Raw genomic sequence first — 226 nt, 5'->3', positions numbered from 1 at the left:
CTTGACTATTTTGTCTTACAACAGTGCAACAGGTATGTTGACGTATCAAGATGAGAAATCGAATTTGACTACTTTAGATATTAAAGGAGCGATCGACAGTTTTGAAACGATCACGACTTTAACACCAAATTATACTGCGGGTACAATTACTTATGTGAACGAAGCGGGTGCTAGTGTAACTGTAGATATCAAAGCCATGGTAGCTGCTGGAGCAGAAACGATTACA

Annotated in this window: 1 protein-coding gene; it reads left to right on the top strand. The window is 38.9% G+C overall.

Annotated features, from left to right (window positions below):
• On the top strand, window positions 1-226 hold a 226-nt coding region (locus KO524_RS15315), incomplete at both ends, for a hypothetical protein (RefSeq protein ID WP_219295086.1).

It is taken from the genome of Flavobacterium sp. NKUCC04_CG (genome assembly GCF_019345525.1).
GTDB lineage: Bacteria > Bacteroidota > Bacteroidia > Flavobacteriales > Flavobacteriaceae > Flavobacterium.
The sequence above is the reverse complement of the archived record's forward strand: the minus strand, read 5'-3'. Positions and strand labels throughout refer to the sequence as shown.